This is a genomic window from Mycobacterium paraffinicum (assembly GCF_001907675.1).
GTDB classification, from domain to species: Bacteria; Actinomycetota; Actinomycetes; order Mycobacteriales; family Mycobacteriaceae; genus Mycobacterium; species Mycobacterium paraffinicum_A.
In genome coordinates, this window is record NZ_MPNT01000036.1 from 17,085 (window position 1) to 34,945 (window position 17,861).

Consider the following 17,861-nt stretch of genomic DNA (forward strand, 5'->3'; position numbering starts at 1 on the left):
GTTCAGAAACACCCGCTCACATGGATTCGCCGACCGCCCCCGACGCAGACATTCACTGGCGGCGGTGGCGGCGGAAAGTCTTGCGGTAGCGGCGCGTAGGCGTCCGGTGGTGGGATATTGGCGTTGACCGTGTCGGCAACATTCGTGCACCCGCTCACCGAGACACGCCGGCCGACGCTTGCACACACATCTGCGTTCGCCACTCCGGGCGGCTGCACCACGGCGTAGGTTTCGGGGATCGCGGCAAACGCCAAGACTGCCATGCCTCCTGTGGTCCAAGACCGTACCCTGGCATTCATCGGGACCTCCTCGTTCTCACCGGCGGCGAATTGAGGGCCGCAACATGGTTATGGGCCCGACCAGATCGCTCAGGGAGTTGCGCCGCTCTGCCCGAGTAGCGGGGTCCACTGGCAACGTTGCCTGATGTCGGCGAGCGGCTGACGGATGTTCTCGAGATCCGCCTGCTCCTGCGGGTTGGCGTTGAAATATTGCTGCACGTCGTCACGGATCTGATCTTTTGGCCGGTCCTGCAGGTCGGTGTAGAAGCCGTTCAAGTCCGGATGGGTGAACAGGTACGTCGAGAGCGCCGCGGCCACACCTGCCGCGACACCGGCCACGTCCGCCGCCGTGCAGTTGGCGGGTCGAGGCGTCGGATCGGCCGAGGCGGTTGCCGTGGTCGCGCATAGAAGCGTGGTGCTGATCGCGCCCGCACCGATTGCCCCGACCAGTAGCCGGCGCGGGGCCAAATCTGCGAGGAGGAGGGCTGCTCTGTTCAAGGTCAGTCGAGCTGCAGTTGGCATGGTGTTCACTCTGGACCCGGACTGAGGTCCCTCACTCGGGCCGAAAGTCACTACTAGCGCGGCCAACCGTCACCCGCAGGCTGGAGCGGACGGATTGGCGGCCGGGGGACCGTCGGCGCGCAACAGCGAGCGGGTGATCCGGCCGCTCTGGAAACGGATCTGATGCGCGGGACGACGCAGGGCCTCGATACTGGCGTCTGGGTGCACGATGACTCCGCCACCGGACGGGATTCCGAGCCCGTTGACCGCCCCCTGGAGCACTTCGACCGTCCGCGACAGCCGCGCCCACTCGCCGGCCTCATCGTGCGCGTCGATCACCCAGGGGACGAGATCGAACATGCCGAGCGGCTCGGTCGCGAGAGACGTCGGCGTCTCGACGATCCCAAAGCGTCCCAACTGGACCGCGCCGGCCGAAATGCCCACCAGAAGTGCGCCTTGGGCGTACCGGTCCAGAATCACCTCTTTGATGCCGGTTTTCTCGAAGGTGTCCCAGCCGAGGCGCACGTCGCCGCCCGCGAGGACGATCAACTGGGCACTCGCTAGGGAGGTGCGATCGTCTGGGCCGAACGATGAATCGATCATGCGGCGATGGGTGATTCCAACTGCATCCATCGCCGCTTCGAAGATGCCGTAAAACTCCGGACGATCTCCGTTGGAAGCGCCGAGATAGGCGGCGCTCAGCGGGTTGCCTCGGGCTAATCCGTCGATGGCCTGCTCGAGGAGCAGCCCGTCGCGCCGTTTCCAGAAGAGCAGCTGACTGTCCGCCAGGAGATAGAGCGGTTGTCGTTGCGGCGCAGTGTCAGTCACCGACAGGCCTGGTCGCGGTGACCTCGTCGAACCGCGCCAGCGCGGCGTCAAGGTCTACATCATCGAACATCTCGCAGCGATCGACCCTGTCGCCCTGGAATGTGAAGAAGACGATCTCTCGCCACTCCGCGTCGAAGCCGTCTTGAGAGGTGCCGTATGCCGTATGTGTAATGACGGCTCCAGCGTTTGTCAGCCGGTGCACTGTCTCGATGCACATCTTGAGGTCGGGCGCGACGTCCCACGTGGCTTGGACATACGGGACGATGTTGCCCGGCTCGAACGTTATGCCGCGCCGATGGTCGATGTTGACGAAATCCGGCGTGGTCGCCGGCGTCTCGTGCCGGTTGAGCCCCGCGTATGTCTGCGCCATGAGCGACCACGTGTGCCCTTCATCCGCCGCCTCGCCTGCGAGGTAGCGCCCATCGAGTTCTTCGAATGCGGCGTCTAATTCGTAGGGATCGAACAGGATGCGTGTCCCAATCCGGTTTTCGGCATCCAGCTCGACAATGCAGAGCAGCTCGACGTTGAAGTCTTCGGGCCCTTCGTCCAGCGAGAATCGCGTACGTCTGAGGAGAAGTCTTTCGCCGCGGGTCGCGATGATGGTCGATGCGACGTGGGTGACCCCGATCTCGGAAAGGCTTCGCATGTTTGCGACGTCAGAATCTCGGCCTCGCCGAATGCCGGCATTCACGGTCCGCCGGCGGTCGTCATTGGCCACGTCATCAGCCAGCATCGCCCCCAGGGCTTTCCAGTCACCTGCCGCGATGTACCCCCAGAACTGTTGATCAGCACGGGTTGCCACGTTTTCAAACCTCGGCGCGGGTGGTTCAAGTTGCTCGAACCGCGCGAGCGCGGCATCGAGCTCCGTCTCGTCAAAGGTTTCGTAGCTGCTGAGCAGGTCACCTTCGAAGGTGAAGATGGTGATCGTTTGCCACTCGGCGTCGAAGCCTTGTTGTGAAGTCCCCTTAACCACTTGCGTGGCGACGGCTCCGAGTTCGGTCAGCCGATGCACACTCTCGACGTAGACGTGTACCTGCGGAAGAAGATCCAGATTGGCGCGAACAGTTGCGGCCAGATCGGCGCCCTCGATCGTCACGCCCCGTCGATGGTCGATGTAAATCACGTCCGGCGTCATCGTGGGAAGTTCGTGCCGATTGAACTGAGCGTGGCCTTGCGTGACCAGCGACCACGTCCGCGCGTGGGTGACCGCTTCGCCGGCGATGTACCGAGCTTCGAGTTCGGCGAAGGCGGCGTCGACGTCCTCGGCGTCGAATGAGATCTGCGCCACGATCCGCCCGCCGGTGTCAATCTCGGCGACGATGAGCATCTCGATGCTGAACTCCCCATGCTCTATGTCGCGGCTCGGGGAAGAGATACGAGTGAGGGCGAGGCGTTCGCCGCGGGTTGCAATTACAGTCCAGGTTGCCGGTGCGGCCTCGGCTAAGGCTCGCAAGTTTGCGATCACGGTGTCGCGACCGTCCCAGAACCCGGTATTCACCACGTCATGCCGGTCGTCGATAAATCCGTCATCCGCCAGCACCTCGGCGATCGCCGTCCAGTTGCGGGCCTGGAAGTGCGCGAAGAAGCGGTCATGTGCCCGACTGGCCGCATTTGCTAACCGTCGCCTTTGCCGGTGCAGTTCCTCGAAGCGGACGATCGCTTCGTCGAGGTCGACCTCGTCGAATACCTCGCAATGTTTGAGCCTCTCGCCATCAACTACCACAATGCAGATCTCACGCCACTCGGCTTCGAAGCCCTCAGGCGAGGTTCCGGCAGCAGCGTGGGTGACGATCGCACCCAGTTGGCTCACTCGGTGCACCGCTGCAATCCGGATGGTCAGCTCCGCCGTCTGATCCAACGCGCTACGGAGGAATTCGACTAGTTCGCCGGGAGCCCACGCCGCCCCTCGCCGGTGGTCGATATCCGCGAAGTCCGGTGTCATCAGAGGTAGTTGGCGCCGGTTGACCGCGGCGTAAGCTCCTGATATCGCAGACCAAGTGCGCGCGTAGGCGGCCGCTTCTCCTGCAAGGTATCGGGCATCGAGCTCGCTGAATGCCGCGTCGATATCTTCCCGGTCGAAGACAATGCGTGCTGCCACCCGGCCGTCGGCGTTGATCTCGAGGACGTCGAGCCCGACTGAGTGAAATCCCTCAGCTCCGTCCCCGTGCAGGGAGCTTCGGATGCGGCTGAGGACAAGGCGATCGCCGCGGGTCGCGACCACCTCTGTCATTACGTCGACTTCGCCCTCGTGTAGTCCCGAGATTTCGGCGATCACGGCGTCGGGGCCTTCACGTAGGCCGGCGTTGACTACGTGGCGACGGTCCTCGGTCCAAACATCATCGGCGAGCAACTCGGCGATCGAGTGCATGTCACCAGCCGCATACGCCGACTTGATCCACTCGTAGGTCCGGCTCGCAGCGTTTTCTAGGCGAGGAGATGGCTCACTGAGTTGTTCGAACCGCGCGATCGCGGCCTTAACGTCCGCTTCGTCGAAGACTTCGGAGCGGCTGACCAGGTCACCATCGACAGTCACCACGCTGATCCCTCGCCATTCGGCGCCGAAGCCCTCGCGCGAGGTTCCATGAGCGACATGGGTGTAGACCGCTCCGAGATCGCTCAGCCGATGCACCGCCTCGGGGTAGGTGCGGATTTTCTGGTCGAGTTCCCACCCGGCACGGACGTAGTCAACCAGCTCACCCGGGGCGTGAGCCGCCCCTCGGCGGTGGTCGATACTGGCGAAACCGGCTGTGGTGGCGGGTAGTTCGTGACGGTTCAGTGCGGCACAGCCAGCGGCGATGACCGACCACGTGCGAGCATGGGCGGCCGCTTCACCGCCGAGATAACGGGCCTCGAGCTCGTTGAAGGCAGCCGCTACGTCGTCGAAGAAGACGACCGCAGCTATCCGCTCGTCGGCATCGATTTCGAGGACCCCGAGCGTCTCCGTGAGAAACGCATCCGGCCCTTGCTCCGAGTTAGAAAAGCGCAGCCGCATGAGCGCGAGGTGTTCTCCGCGGATCGCTATGACCGTCGACGTCACGTTTCGTGTCCACAGGTCGGCCACCGTCTGCATGTCCGCGGTCTGCGCGTCCCGACCATATTGGACTCCCGCGCCGACCACCCGACGGCGATCGTCATTGGTGAAGTTTTCGGCCAGCATCGCCGCCATGGCCTGCCAGTCGCCGACCCCGAAGCAGGTTAGGTATCGGTTACCCACTCGGCTGGCAGCGTTTTCCAGCCGTGGCGCGGGCTGGCCGAGTTGTTCGAATCTCGCGATCGCGGCGTCGATCTGGGCTTCGTGGAATACCTCGGTGCGGTTGATCAGGTTGCCTTCGATTGTGAAGACCGCGATCCCGCACCACTCCGCGTCGAACCCCCTTTGGGACGTTTCGTAGGCCCCATAAGTGATGACTGCGCCGGGAGGGTTCAGCCGATGGACTTCTCTCACATAGATATGAATGTTTGGGTCGATTTCCAACCCGGCCCGAAGGTAGGCGCTCAGGTCGTCCGGCCCAAACGCTGTCTCCCGCCGGTGATCGATGTTGACGCAATCCGGGGTAGTCAGCGGCGGCTCACCTCGGTTCAGCGCCGCATAGCTGCTCGCAATGATTGACCAGGTCCGGGATTGACCAGCCGCTTCGCCGGCGAGGTAGCGCGCGTCGAGTTCGGCCATCGCGGCGTCGAAGTCGTCAAGCTCGAATGCGACGTGGGCTGCCAAGCGCTCCTTGGCGTCACTCTCGAGAACGCTGAGGAAGTCCATACGGAATGGCCCAGATTGCCGGCCCTGCCCGAGGATGGAGGATCGACATAACGCGAGGCGCTCTCCGCGAGTGGCGATGACGGTTGACATGATCGTCTCGGCACCGATCTCGGCTGTGGCTTTGCTGTTCGCAACTTCGACAGCTCGGCCGCGCCGGATGCCCGCGTTCACCGTGCGTCGACGGTCGTCGTCGATCACGTTCTCCGCCATGGCGTTCGCCGTCGCAGTCCAGTCTCGGTCCGCGAAATAGGCGCCCAAGCGGTCATACACCCGGGTTGCGGCGTTTTCCAGCCGCGATGCGGGCCGGCTCAGCTGATCGAAGCGGGCAAGCGCGGAGTCGAGATCTGCCTCGTCGAAGACTTCTAAGCGGTCGATCAGCTCACCGTTGATTGTAAAGACGCAGATATCGCGCCATTCGGCTTCGAAGCCTTCTCGTGAGGTTTCATGCGTCACAGACGTGACCACACTCCCGCGGTCACCAAGCCTGTGCACCGCTGCGATGTAGTTGTATAGGTCAGGGGTGGTGAGCCAGTTAGTGAGCAATGTAGACACATGCCCTGGGGGAAACGAAATGCCCCGCCGGTGGTCGATATTCACCCAACCCGATGTCGTCGCTGGGTGCTCGCGCCGATTGAGCGCTGCGTAGGCCCGGGTCATCACCGACAACGGGCCAGCGTACGCGGCCGCTTCGCCCGCCAGGTAGCGCGCATCTAGCTCCGCCATGGCCGCGTCGAAGTCGTCCAGGTCAAACGCAATCCGCGCCGACACCCTTCCGATTAAGTTGAGTTCGAGGACGTCGAGAAAGTCATTGTGAAAGGCTTCTGGTCGCTTGTCGCGGCCCCAGGTTTGACTACGGCAGAGCGCCAACCGGTCGCCTCGGGTAGCGATGACATCCGACGTCATGGATTTGACGCCAACATCTGCCGTTGCCGATAGCTCTTCTAGTACGGACTTACGGCCTTCTCGCTTACCGGAATTCACCGTTCTGCGACGATCGTCGCTGGAAATGTCGTCAGCGAGGACGCTGGCTATCGCATCCCAATCTCGCGCCGCAAAGGACGTTTCCACGAGCTTGTGGGTTTGAGTAGCCGCGTTTACCAGCCGCGACGCCTTCGGCTGAAGCTCCTCGAACCTACCGAGTGCGGCGGCCACGTCTGAGTCGTCGAATAGCTCGCTGCGGTTGATCCGGTCGCCGTCGAACATCACAACATCGGTCACCCGCCACTCGGCGTCGAAACCGTCCGGTGAGGTCCCGATCGCCACGTGAGTAACAACCGCGCCGAGATCGCCGAGCCGGTGCACAGCCTCAATGTAGATGCGGGACCGCGGCGAGAGTTCCCAAGTTGCACGGAGATACGCGGCTAGATCACCCGCACCGATTGGCGCGAGCCGTCGGTGGTCGATGCTCGCCCAGTCGGATGTCGTCGGAGGGATTCTCCTCTGGTTCAGCGCTGCGAAGGCCCCTGTAACGAGCGACCAGATATGGGAGTGGTTGGCGGCCTCACCAGCGACGTATCGACGGTCGAGCTCATCAATGGCAGCGTCGAAGTCGTTGAGATCAAAGATGATCCGGGTCGTGAGCTGCCCTTCGGTATTGATCTCAACGATGTCGAAAACATCAGTGTGGAACGCCTCTGGCCGCTGGTCGCGCCCCCAAGTTTGGGTGCGACAGAGCGCCAGCCGGTCGCCACGGATGGCGATGACATCCGACGTCAAGCTTTCAACGCCAATCGCCAGCGTTGCCGACATCTCTTCGAGTACGGCCTCACGGCCCTCTCGTATGCCGGCATTCACCGCCCGACGGCGATCGTCGGTCGAAATGTCTTCGGCCAGGATCTCGGACATCGCGCCCCAGTCGCTGGTCGCGAAACACGCTTGCAGACGCTCGCGTACTTGGGTTGCCGCATTTTCCAGACGCGATGCCGGGCGGCTCAGCTGGTCGAAATTCGCGATCGCGGTATCCAGGTCTGTCTCATTGAATAACTCGCAGCGGTTGACCATGCCGCCTTCGACCGTCGTAAAGGCGACCTCGTGCCACTCGCCGTCAAAGCCGTCGTGCGACTTTCCATATGCGACATAGGAAACGACCGCCCCGCGTTCGTTCAACCGATGAACGGCATCGACATACGTGGTGATGTTCTGGTCGATATCCCACCCCGCGCGGATGTATGCGGGCAGCTCGTTGCGAGCGAATGTCGCCACCCGGCGATGGTCGACCGTCGTGCAGTCGGGTGCCAGCGCGGGGAATTCGCGGCGGCTCATCGAGGCAAAGGTCCCCGTGACCACCGACCATGTGGCGGCATGCGGTGCCGCCTCGCCAACGAGGTAACGGGCATCGAGCTCGGCAAGGGCGGCATCAAGATCCTCGACGTCGTAGGCGACGACATTGGCGATCCGGTCGTCGGCGTCGATCTCGACGACGTTGAGGGCATCGTTTTGGACCGCGGCGGGGTCGCGGCCTGAGGCCCGAGTGCGGGCGAGCACCAGACGCTTCCCGCGGATCGCCACGGCGCTCACCATCGAGATCGTGAAGCCGACTTCGGCGGCCGCCTGCAGATCCCGCACCACGGCACTTCGACTGTATTGCGTCTCGGCACTCACGACCCGCCGGTGATCGATGCCGATGTAGTCGTCGGCGACGGTGTCCGCCAGGGCGTCCCAGTCGCGGGTCGCGAAGTGCGACCAGACGTGCTCGAATACCAGCGCCGCCTTGTTCTCCAACCGCCGCCGGGCGGGCTGCTCCGCCTCGAATCGGGCGTCAAGCTCGGCCATAGCGGCGTCGATGTCATCGATGTCGAACCAGATTTGCATTACGACTCGGCCGTCATCACCGATGCCGTAGAGGCTGAGGAATTCGTCCTCCGGCGCCCCAGGACTCGTGTCCGCAGTCCCTACCGACAACCGAACGAGAGCCAGGTGTTCGCCTCGCACGGCCAGGACGACCGAACGCATTCGTACACCGCCACTTTCAACAATGTGCCTGTTATCCCGTGCCCAATCATCCGATGGCAGGTCAGCGCGGGTGAAGCCCACGATCTTCCGGCGGCTTTCGACCGCGACTGCGGGCGCAAAGAGCGGCTCCAACGCATCCCAATCTCCAACGTTGATAGCCGCGACGACGCGTTGTCCCACTCGTATGCAAGCGTTTTCGGGCTCGACAATAGGTGGTTTGGACGGGGCCGCGGCAGGCGGTTGTTCGCCGACGAGTCCTCGCGCCCGTTCGGCCAGCGCCGCAGCCCCTTTCCGCTCGTACAGCTCGACGGCCCGTTCGGCGGCGGCCCGCGCTCCCGCGACGTCGCCGGCCGCACCCAGCGCGGTTGCCAGCGCAAGGCATGCGTCGCCGTGATCGACTAACGCGTCGGTGCGCTCGGCCAGCGCGACGGCCTCCTGGGCAAGCCGCCGCGCCTCGCCGTGTTCGCCGCCGCGGGACAGCAGCCGCGCCCGAAGCGTGCGCCAGGCGATCGACGCCTTCAGCGCGTGGCCGGCGAGACGCTCGCTCTCGGTGCACAATTCGTCCGCCTCGGCATCCTGGTCCAGCGCCAGGCACGTGCGGCCTAACAACGCCGCAGTTTCGGCGGTGTCGGCATCGAGACCCATGCGGCGAAAACCGTTGTAGGCCTTGCGCAGATGCGCCTCGGCTGCGGCGGGCTCGTCGACCACCAGCTCCACTATCCCGGCGAACTGCTCGACTTCGACGAGGGCGTGGCGCAGGCCGAGCTCGGTGACCGTGCGACGGGCCGAGTCGATCATCCGCCGCGCCGCCGCCGCCCGTCCGCGGAAGGCCTCCAACACCGCTTGGCACCGCGTCGACGTCGCCTCGACCGCCGGCGAGTCGGTGGTGATGCGCAGCAGCCGCACCACGTCCAGGCACCGGCCGCCCGCGCGCGGCACCGGATTGGGGCCCCAGAGCGCCGCGAGCGGCGCCTGCGCCAGCACCGCGTTCACCCGGCGGTGTTCACGCGCGCGCCGCGCCGCGGTGAGAGCGTCGTCCAGGGCTATCTCGCAGTCGCCGATCCTGCCCAGCCGGGCCAGGCACCCGGCGCGCACGGTGTGCGCCTTCGCCTCTCCGGCGGCATCGCCCAACTCCGCCAGTTTGTTGGCGGCGGAGCCGACCGCGGCCTCGACCGCGTCCAGCCGCTCGGGATGAATCAGCATCGACAGCTGGCCGTCGAAGCAGGTCGCCCATGCCGCAAGTTGGGCGGAATCGACCGTGGTCGTTTGCAATTGAGCGACGGCACTGCCCGCCGAAACCACGTCACCCGCGGCCAGCAGCGCCTCGCAGCGCGCGATCAGCAGCGCGGCGACCTGGTCGTCGCGGTCGGGCAGCTCGTCGTCGATCTCTTCCAGTGCGTGCAGGGCGCGGTCGTAGAGCTCGGCCGCGCCTTCGTAGGCCAGTCGCGCCATCGCCTGATCCGCCGCGCGCCTGCAGTATTCGACCGCCTTCGCCGCGTTCCCCGCCCATGCGCATTCGAAGTAGTGATACGCCAATTCGGCGAGCAGTTCCTCGTCGGCGCCGGGCTCGTTTTCCAACGTGGTGGCGATGCGCTGGTGCAGCCGCATGCGCCGCACGGACGGTAATTCGGCCAACAGCGACTGCCGAACGATCGCGTGGTTGAACCGGTAACGGCCGCCGGGCTCCTCGATGACGATGCCGGCCTTGCACGCCTCGTCGAACGCGTCGACCAGGTCGTCGCCGACGACACGTTCGACCAGTTCGAGTGCGAACCGGCTCCCGACGACAGCGGCGGCAGCGAGCGCCTTGTTCGCCTCCGCCGGCAGCCGGGAAAGACGGCGGCTCACCGCCTCGCGCACGCCTTGGGGCAGGGTGCTCTGGTCCCAGCGGCCGCCGCTTTCGTCCACATGGCGCAGGGCCTCGATGAGGAAGAACGGGTTGCCGCCCGTGACCGACGCCAACGCCCGGGCCAGCTCTTCGTCGTCATAGCCCGCCTCGGCGACGTAGGCGGTCACGTCGTCCTCGTCGAGACCGCTGAGCGCCAGGCGGCTGGCGGTGCCATCGCGGTTCAGGTCGGCGAGCATGGCCGCCAGCGGGTGGGAGCGGTCGAGGTCGGTGCTGCGATACGTGCCGATGATCTGCAGTCGCGCCTGCTCACCGAAACGCAGCAGATGCCGCAACAACAGCAGCGTCGGCTTGGCCGCCCAGTGCAGGTCGTCGAGGATCAGGACGACGGGCGCGCGCCTGGAGGCCAGTGCCAACAGCGCGACGACCGCGTCGAACAGCGCATACCGTTCGGTGTCCGGGTCGGCCCGTGTCGGCGCCGCCAGGTCGGGGAGGACATCGGCCAGCCCGCGAATGAGCGTGAGTAGCGCCTCCACGCCGCGCAGCGCACGGAGCCCGCTCGCGCCCAGGCACGGCAACAGCGAACGCAGAGCTTCCGCGAACGGTTGATACGGGGCGCCGAGGTCCTCGTCGCATCGGCCGTAAATCACGAGTGCGCCCTGGTCGTAGGCCTGCCGCGACCACTCACCGGCCAGGCGCGTCTTGCCGACCCCGGGTTCGCCGGCGATCAGCATCGCGTTGGTGCCCCCGGCGAGGGCGTTCTGCCACCCCGAAGCCAGTCGCTCCAGCTCATGGCCCCGCCCGACGAACGGCCCGCGGCCGGCGAGCACCGTCGGCAGGCTCGGGCGTTCCAGCGGCGGCTCGATGGGACCCGCCGGACCGGGGTCGTCGGCGGTGAGCAGTTGCAGCTCGAAAACGTGTTCCGGTCGCGCGAGATTGCGCAGCTGGCGCGTTCCCAGGTCGGCGAGCACCACGTCGTCGGGCAGGGAGTCGATGACGAGCTCTGCCGTCGCGCCCGAGCACAGGATCTGGCCGCCGCTGGCCAGCGACCGCAGCCGAGCGGCGCGGTTGACGGCGCGACCGAAGTAGTCGCCGTCGCGGAGCTCGACCTCCCCGGTGTGCAGCGCCACTCGGATACGCATGGGCTCCCGCAGCGCCCACGGCTCGTGCACGATCGCCTCTTGCAGCTCGATGGCCGCGGCCGCGGCCGCCGAGGGCCGATCGAAAACCGAGAACGTGGCGTCGCCCTCGCCGCGCGTCTTGATCAGCCGCCCCCCACGCGACGTCACGACCTGTTCGACGAGCTCGTCGTGCCGTGCCAGCGCCACCGCCATGGCCGCGGCGTCCGCCTCCCACGCGGCCGTCGACCCTTCGATGTCGGTGAGCAGGAAGGTGACGGCCCGAGTCACCGACGAAACTTGTTGTGCGGCGGGCATTTCCAGCGAGGAGTCTTGCGCGACGATCGCGGCCTCCAGCCGGCGGAGCTCGGGGCCCGGGTCGACGCCCAGTTCGTCGGCCAGCAGCGTACGCGCACGCTGGTATGCGCCAAGCGCTTCGCCCTGCCTGCCGGCGCGATACAGCGCGAGCATGAGCTGGCCCCACCGCCGCTCCCGCAGCGGGGCGTCGGTCACGGCGGCCTCGAGTTCCCCGATGATCTCCGCGGCCCGGCCGGTCGCCAGCAGCGCATCGGCCCGATCCTCCACCAGCGCGGCATGGCCCTCGATCCAACGCGTTTTCTCGGAGGTTCCTCGCCGGCTGTCGGGCAGCTCGGGGATCCCGCGCCAGAGGGCGAGCGCCTCCTCGAAGCGGGCCACCGCCTGGCCGATGTCGCCGGCGGCGGCGGCGTCGCGTCCCAGCCGGGCGGCCGACTTGTACCGCGCGGCATCGACCTGACTCTCAGCCAGGGTCCAACCCGCGCCCGCTGTGACGACGAAGCCGTCACCGAGCGTGCGACGCAACGAGGAGATGTGGGTTTGCAGCGCCTTGGCCGCAGTGCGTGGTGGGTCCTCGCCCCAGAGCAGTTCGACGAGCGTGTCGGCCGCCACGACGGAACCGCCGTGCAGCCCCAGCATCGAAAGGATCGCGCGAGGCTTGGCGCCCGGGATGACGACGGGCGCTCCGCCTTGCCGAACCTGCAGAGGTCCCAAAACCCCCAGTTCCACCGATGGAAGCGTACTCACGTAGGTCATCGTCGGTGGGGCAATTCAAAGCATGGTCAAGACTGAGTAAAGCTCTCATCGCCCGGAAGATCATCGCCACCCTAGGGCCTACCCGTGTGAACCGTTAGGTTTGTATCCATGGGCGATGAGGGGGGAGGTGGTTCGGCATTCACCTGGCAGGGCCGGCGTGAGCTGGTCAGCCAGATCCATGAGCAGCTCGACGAGCTGGTCGAAGCCCGCGACCAGATGGAGCAATTGGTCCGGGTCATCAGCGAAATCGGTTCGGACCTCGACCTCGACGTGACCCTGCGCCGCATCGTCAAGGGGGCGATGGAGCTGACCGGCTGCCGTTACGCAGCCCTGGGCATCCGCGCTCCCGACGGCGCCCTGGTCGCGTTCGTGCGTGCGGGAATCGACGACGACACTGCGCGGCTGCTCGGTGATTTGCCGGTGGGTGAGGGTCTTCGCCTCGAAGACGTGAGTGCTCATCCGCAGGCCGGGGCGCTGCAAGCCCACGATCCGCCGATGCGGGCGCTCCTCGGGATACCGATCACCGTTCGGGGATCGAACTTCGGCAGCCTCTACCTCGCCGACGACCAGGCGGGCCGGGTGTTCTCCGACTCCCAGGCGGCCGCCGTGCGGGCCCTGGCCACGGCCGCGGCGGCGGCCATCGACAACGCGCGCCTGTTCGAGCGGGAACGGGAATCGGCGAAGTGGACGAAGGCCAGCCGCGAGATCACCACCGCGCTGCTGTCCGGCGACCCGCAGACGGGGCCGCTCCAGCTCATCGTGAACCGGGCGCTGGAGCTGGCCGGCGCCGAACAAGCGATTCTGCTGATACCCAAGGAGGCCGACGTGCCGGCCGACGAGGTCGACACCCTGGTTGTGGCCGCCACGGCGGGGCGGTACTCCTCGGAGGTGATCGGTCGCCAGGTGCCGATGGAAGGTTCCACCACGGGCGGGGTCGCACGGCGCGGCCTACCGCTGATCACCGACTCCTTCCAATATCCGATCGAGGGATTCACCGATGTCGGCGAACGTTCCGCGATTGTCATGCCGCTCATCGCAGACGGCGCGGTTCTTGGCGTCATCGCCGTCGCCCGCGACCCGCAGCAGTCGCCCTTCGACAACGATTACCTCGAGCTCGTCAGCGACTTCGCCCGGCACGCGGCCATCGCCCTGGCGCTGGCGGCGGGTCGCGAACACGCGCTCAACCAGGAACTCGCCCAAGCGGACACCGTCGATGACGCGGTGAACGCCGCGGCGGAGGAGTTGCGCCGGCTGTGGCGGGCCCGCCGCGTCGTCGCCGTCACGTTCCCGGCGCAGAGTTCCTCCACCGGAAGCGCTTATGGCCCACTGCAGGTCGTGTCGGTCGGCGAGCCTGTGGAGTGGGGGGACCTGCCGCCTCACACCCAACGCATGCTCAGCGCGTTGCGCGAGGGTGACCTACTCACCCCCAGCACGGGGGAGCCCGGGACGGCGGGCATCGCGCTGCAGCACCCCGAGGGCGTGCTCGTTGTCTGGATCGATTTGGCCGAACGTCGGTCGTTCACCCTGGAAGACCAGACCTTGCTGACCGTGTTGGCTGGCCGGCTCGGCCAGGGCCTGCAGCGGGTCCATCAGGTCGACCAGCAGCGCGAAACCGCCCTGGCGCTGCAGCACGCGATTCTGGGACCCGCTGATCTGCCGCACGGCTTCGCCGTCCGTTATCAGGCTGCCAGCCGGCCGCTGCAGGTGGGCGGTGACTGGTACGACATCGTCGACCTCGATGACGGGCGCATCGCGATGGTCGTCGGCGACTGCGTGGGGCATGGGCTCGCCGCCGCGACGGTGATGGGGCAGGTGCGCAGTGCGTGCCGCGCGTTGCTATTCGAAAACCCCAGCCCCGGCGCGGCTCTCGCCGGGATGGATCGCTTCGCCGCGCGGCTGCCCGGCGCGCAATGCACCACCGCCGTCTGCGCGGTGCTCAACCCCGAGACCGGCGAGCTGGTGTATTCCAGCGCCGGGCACCCGCCGCCCATCCTGGTCGACGCCGATGGCACCACCCAGCTGCTCGACGACGGCCACACCATCGCGTTGGGAGTACGGCCCAACTGGTCTCGCCCCGAGGCCCGGGTGACCGTGCCGGCCCGCGCCACACTGCTGCTCTATACCGACGGCTTGGTCGAACGTCGCCGCACCGCCTTGGGGCAGGGCATCTCCCGGGCGGCCGAGTTCGTGCAGGACGGCCGCGGGTCGACGCTCGACGAGTTGGCGAACCACATCATGTCGGGTCTGGCTCCCACCGGTGGCTACCAGGACGACGTTGTCGTTCTGCTTTATCGTCATCCCGCGCCGCTGGAGCTGACATTCCCGGCCGACCTCAGTCACTTGGCCCCCGCACGAACCGCGCTGCGCACCTGGCTGACTCGCACCCGACTGGACCCGGAACAGGCGATGAACGTGCTGGTCGCCGCCGGCGAAGCCGTCGCCAACGCCATCGAGCACGGTCACCGGGACCAGCGGGAAGGCACCATCAGCCTGGGTGCGACCGCACTGGTCGACCGGGTGCAGTTGACCATCACCGACACCGGCTCGTGGAAACCTCCGCAACCGGCGAGTTATCCCCACCGGGGACGGGGTATTGCCCTCATGCGGGGGCTCATGAATGACGTCACCATCAATCCCGATGCCGCCGGAACCACGGTTCACCTATCCGCGAGGATCACATGATGCCCACGTCGCTCACCCTCGACACCGCGCGTCGCGACGACGGGGAGCTGATGCTGGTCGCGGCCGGCGAGATCGATCTGAGCAACATCGACGCCTTCGTTGCGGCCCTTACCACCGCCAGCGGGGAAGCCGCGAGCGGCGGGCCGCTCACTGTCGACCTCAGCGGCGTCGAGTACCTCGACAGCGCCGCCATCAACGCCTTGTTTTCCCACGCCAACCACATCAACCTGATCGCCCACCCGATCCTGATGCCGATCCTCTCCATCAGCGGCCTCACGGAATTGGTCGCCATCGAACCCGCGCCTTCGGCGGACTGATGACGACCGGCCGAGCGTCAGGTGTTCTCGGCGATCCAGGTGCTGGTGAAGCGCTGTAACGCGGGGAGGCTTGCGGCCAAGTCGGCCTGCATCGACTTCTCGAGTTTGCGGCCCACCAGCGGGATCCTCATCGCCACCTCCACGGCGAAGCGCAGCCGGGTCCCGTCCCCGGCGGGTGCCATGACCGCGTCCGCGCGCCCCGACCCTAGGCCGCCCGAGGAGACGACGTTGATCTGCCCGCGGACTTCGCCGTCGGCGACGGATCGCCAAATTTCGGTGTGCACGATCTTCAGCTCCCCGGGGACGACCTTGGCGATCAGAGCGGGCATTATCTGCCGGGATACGTGTTGGGTGGCGCGCACCGTCACCGTGCCGTCGGCGTCGACTTCCAGGGAATCCAGCGTGGTCGGGGCGTTGCTCGCCTTCAGGCGGGCGAGCCAATAGTCCTCGCGCCCAAACGCTGCGTGGATTTGTTCCACGCTGGCGGGCGATTCGATGCGGATGTCGAAGGATCGCGACACAGCATCCGATTCTTGCAAAGGGCGGGCCCGGGTGAGCGCCATGGCGCAGGTTTGCGCAGGTTTCGAACGTACGTGCGATGGATATCCCTCCTCGCGGAGGTGGAACACATGACTGATGACACGCGACAGGCGCCGAGCGAGAACCCGGAGAAGGACACGTCCCAGTGGGTGACCGGTGACGAGCCGATGACCGGGCCGCAGCGCAGCTACCTGCACACGTTGGCTCAGGAAGCCGGGCGGGATGCTCCCGACGACTTGACCAAGGCGCAGGCGTCCGAGCTCATCGACGAGTTGCAGGAGCAGACCGGACGCGGCAACTGATCACCCGGGCGGCCGGCCGCCGACGATGGGTGTCGTCGGCGGCCGGGGCCGGGTCTCCTTGGGGGCGCGGTCTCCGAATCTGACGCTGACGCGCTGGAATTCCTTGACGCGCTCTGCTTTTGCTCTCTTGGTGTAGGTCTTGCGGTCGGCCGGTGTGAGTTCCGCTTCGTCGGAGAAGGGAGTGAGCAACGCCCGCGGGTAAAGGCGTTCCACCAGAACGACATTGATCTCGGCGCAGAGAACCAGCGTGGACGACACCAGGAACAGGAAGGCCAGTAAACCCAGCACCAACGCGAAGACGCTGTTGGTCGCGCTGGCCGACTTCACCGTGTGCCGAATGTATCCGGCGCCGCCCCACTGCAGGACCTGCCAAATGACCGCAGCCGCAAGCGCTCCGGGCAGCACCTGGCGATAGGTGAGGTCCCTCGCGGTGGTGACGCGAAACGCCACCAGGCAGATCATGGCGTTGATCGCCACGGCGACCAACGCGACGCCGACCTTTCCGAAGATGCCCAGCGCGCCCGTCGCCTGAGCGGCCGCCGACAGGACCGTTGCGGCGATGGCCGCCGAGCCGAGGACCAACAGCAGCATCAAGCTGCGCAGCCGCGAGCGGATCGGGTCGGGACGCTTGTTCCTCGGCACGGCCCACACGGAGTCCATCGCATTCTGCACCGCCTGGCCCACACCCAACCCGCCGTAGAGCGCGCCCGCGATGCCGACGACCACTGCGGCGGTCCCCCCGCTGAGCCCCGCCGGCTGATGCAGCTGAGCGCCGATGACCGGGAATTGGCTCAGCGTGCTGTTCAGCACCTGTGCCTGCAGGTCGGGGCGCCCGGCGAGCAGCACCCCCAGGCCGGTGGTCAACAGCAGCAGAAGCGGGAACAGGGACACGAACCCGTAATAGGTGATCAGGGCGGATAGGTAGCCGCCTTGGTCGTCGAGATATTTGTAGATGACCCCGATCGCCACGCCGGCGGCGCGGTTTCGTCGCTGAAGCCTGTCCAGCCAGCCGACCATCTCGTGCTCACTTCGTCGCGACGGAAGCGGATACCCCCCCGATGGGATTGCCTGGTGATACCCGCATTCGGGCCGGATCAATCCGCTCGGGCCCTGCCGGGCTGGCTCCGTGCCAGGATGGGCTGATGGGCGATGACGAAATGCATCCGGAGCGAGAGTTCAACGAACGCAACATCGAGGAATTCCGCCGCAACGGCGGCAAGGTCGGAGGACAGTTCGAGGGCTTCCCGTTGCTGTTGTTGACCTCGACCGGGGCACGGAGCGGCGCACAGCGGGTAAATCCGGTCGCATACTTCGATGTCGACGGCAGGATCTATATCGTCGGATCCGCCGCGGGCCGGGACAAGAACCCCGCGTGGGTGCACAACATCCGCGCCAACCCGAGGGTGACCGTGGAGATCGGCTCACAGGGGCCCAAGCCGGCAACCGTGCGCGAATTGCCGCGCGACGAGCGCGATTCCGCCTATCGGATCGTCGTCGAGCGGGCGCCGGGGTTCGGCGAGTATCAGGAGCGCACCGACCGAGTCATCCCCGTGTTCGAGTTGGTTACCGAATAACAGCACCGCCAACGGGTTTCGCGTTGCAAAATCGTCTGCACCGAGCGTCATCGGCCGGGAGGAGACCGACATGACAAGTGCCGCATTGAAGCATC

General features: G+C 66.3%; 10 protein-coding genes. 4 read left to right on the forward strand and 6 right to left on the reverse strand.

Annotation, left to right across the window (positions count from 1 at the left end; all coding sequences use genetic code 11):
- Positions 1-2 precede the first annotated feature (2 nt).
- The 4 genes from BRW65_RS32490 to BRW65_RS26205 all read right to left on the reverse strand — a co-directional run bounded on the left by BRW65_RS32490 (position 3) and on the right by BRW65_RS26205 (position 12,324).
- Complete coding sequence (locus BRW65_RS32490) at positions 3-299, reverse strand: hypothetical protein (protein ID WP_073879655.1); 297 nt, start codon at positions 297-299, stop codon at positions 3-5.
- Between the two features lie 69 nt (positions 300-368).
- Complete coding sequence (locus BRW65_RS26195) at positions 369-800, reverse strand: heme-binding protein (RefSeq protein ID WP_084188002.1); 432 nt, start codon at positions 798-800, stop codon at positions 369-371.
- A gap of 69 nt (positions 801-869) precedes the next feature.
- A complete protein-coding gene (locus BRW65_RS26200; RefSeq protein ID WP_073879659.1) occupies positions 870-1,607 on the reverse strand; it encodes a Type 1 glutamine amidotransferase-like domain-containing protein in 738 nt (245 codons plus the stop codon).
- A complete protein-coding gene (locus BRW65_RS26205) occupies positions 1,600-12,324 on the reverse strand; it encodes a BTAD domain-containing putative transcriptional regulator (RefSeq protein ID WP_432206456.1) in 10,725 nt (3,574 codons plus the stop codon). The genes BRW65_RS26200 and BRW65_RS26205 overlap by 8 nt, the downstream gene beginning before the upstream one ends.
- Positions 12,325-12,459: 135 nt before the next feature.
- Between BRW65_RS26205 and BRW65_RS26210 the strand changes: the two genes are divergently transcribed.
- Positions 12,460-15,033, forward strand: a complete 2,574-nt coding sequence (locus tag BRW65_RS26210; protein WP_073879663.1) for a SpoIIE family protein phosphatase — start codon at positions 12,460-12,462, stop codon at positions 15,031-15,033.
- Positions 15,033-15,350, forward strand: a complete 318-nt coding sequence (locus BRW65_RS26215; protein ID WP_073879711.1) for an STAS domain-containing protein — start codon at positions 15,033-15,035, stop codon at positions 15,348-15,350. Before BRW65_RS26210 ends, BRW65_RS26215 begins: the two co-directional genes overlap by 1 nt.
- 17 nt (positions 15,351-15,367) lie before the next feature.
- On the opposite strand, the gene BRW65_RS26220 is transcribed toward BRW65_RS26215, so the two are convergent.
- On the reverse strand, positions 15,368-15,871 hold the full coding sequence (locus tag BRW65_RS26220) for a DUF2505 domain-containing protein (protein WP_073879713.1): 504 nt from the start codon (positions 15,869-15,871) through the stop codon (positions 15,368-15,370).
- Positions 15,872-15,979: 108 nt separating this feature from the next.
- On the opposite strand from BRW65_RS26220, the gene BRW65_RS26225 reads away from it, so the two are divergent.
- Positions 15,980-16,192 (forward strand): DUF3072 domain-containing protein, encoded by a 213-nt coding sequence (locus BRW65_RS26225; RefSeq protein WP_073879715.1) that lies wholly within the window; start codon positions 15,980-15,982, stop codon positions 16,190-16,192.
- On the opposite strand, the gene BRW65_RS26230 is transcribed toward BRW65_RS26225, so the two are convergent.
- Complete coding sequence (locus BRW65_RS26230; protein WP_073879665.1) at positions 16,193-17,209, reverse strand: YihY/virulence factor BrkB family protein; 1,017 nt, start codon at positions 17,207-17,209, stop codon at positions 16,193-16,195.
- Between the two features lie 125 nt (positions 17,210-17,334).
- Between BRW65_RS26230 and BRW65_RS26235 the strand changes: the two genes are divergently transcribed.
- Complete coding sequence (locus BRW65_RS26235; RefSeq protein ID WP_073879667.1) at positions 17,335-17,766, forward strand: nitroreductase family deazaflavin-dependent oxidoreductase; 432 nt, start codon at positions 17,335-17,337, stop codon at positions 17,764-17,766.
- Positions 17,767-17,861: the final 95 nt, after the last annotated feature.